1 pseudogene is annotated in these 1,531 nt (G+C 40.8%); it reads right to left on the bottom strand.

Annotation, left to right across the window (positions count from 1 at the left end):
* A pseudogene (locus ACFIKO_RS09190) lies at positions 1–1,531 on the bottom strand (hypothetical protein); the annotation flags it as partial.

The following is a 1,531-nucleotide window of genomic DNA, read 5'->3' as shown; positions in this document are numbered from 1 at the left end:
CCTTATCGCCTAATGAATGAAGCTGAGAGCCATTCACCGCATCCGTTGAGTTTTCATTAATTGCTCCATTTGCAAGAGATGTAATTTTGCTATTGGTTTTGCTATCTTCTTTGCCATGCGTCGCTACAAAAGCATTAGCAGTTTCACTCCAGTTCAATGAATCACTTTTTGCATCCGCAATCTCTTTGGTGATTTCATTCTTAATCTTCGTAATAGAATTATTCACATTTGTGAAAGAAGTACCAACTCCCGCAAAAGCAGAGGCAACATTATTATAGCTTTTGTCTTCTGTTTTGCCATCTTCTTTGACGCTCTTAACTGTGAATGTAGGAGCGGTCCATGCGCCATTCTCATAGCTAGCATTACCGCCTAAAGATTTTGCAACACTGCTCCCTAGGGTATAAAGCTGATTACCCGTCACAGCATCTGTTGAACCTTTGGAAATATCTCCATTTGCAAGAGACGTAATCTTGCTATTGGTTTTGCCATCTTCTTCGCCATGCGTCGCTACAAAGGCTCCTTCTGCCTCGTTCCATAACAAAGAATCTTGCGCTACACTTTGGGTTACATCCTTAATACGCTTATTCACATTCTTGATATTTGTATCAAGACCAGCAAAAGCACTTCCAACATTGGTAAAAGCAATCGGCGTACTTACACCATCTGTAGTAATACTGGATAAATTATAGATCGGTCCTTTAAAAGTACCGTTCTCAAATGATGCATTACCACCTAAAAACTTGGCAACTTCCTGAGAGATTGTATTAATCTGACCACCAGTGATTGCATCACGTGAACCCTTGGAAATACTACCATCGGCTACATTATGGAGACCTACGGGTTCCTTATCTTTACCTCCAAAAGTCACACTCTTATAATTAATCGTGTTATTGTCATCACCTGTTTTGTCATAATGAACAACAGCTGAATCTTCAGACTGAAGACTGTTGGAAAGATCTTTTAATCCTTTCTCAAGCTGACCTTTGTTAACCGCTTCATTATCCTTTGTAGCGGCCTTCACACCAGAAAGTATCCTATCCCCTTTGTCCTTATTGGCGATATTGATTTCTGTGCCTTCTACTGCTGCACCAATAGTGAGAAGGTGTGTTGTTTTATCTTGCTGAACAAAGCTTTCACTTTCCACTTTGTTAATCACATTGTTAACCTGCTCAGTCAATTTATTCTGAACATTCGTGAGAGAAGTACCAACTCCAGTCAAAGCACTCGCAACGTCTGGATAAACCTTATCTTCAGAAACACCGTCATCCTTAACGGATTTAACTATGAATTTAGGAGCTGTCCATTTACCTTCTGCATAGCCAGCACCACCACCAAAATAGGTAGCGACATTCTGATTGGTCTCAAAAAGTTGGGAACCATTTACGGCATCATGAGAATCCTTGGCGATCTTACCATCGGCTACATTATGCAAAGCAACAGGGCCTTCCTTTGGATTTCCAAAAGTTACACTGGTTTGTTTAGCTTTACGAGCGGATCTCGTAAGCGCATCGAGATCTTCTGAAGCTTCTTC

It is taken from the genome of Bartonella sp. TS82HLJMH, from assembly GCF_042193495.1.
In the GTDB taxonomy this organism is placed as follows: domain Bacteria; phylum Pseudomonadota; class Alphaproteobacteria; order Rhizobiales; family Rhizobiaceae; genus Bartonella; species Bartonella grahamii.
This window is presented reverse-complemented; position numbering and strand designations above follow the sequence as displayed.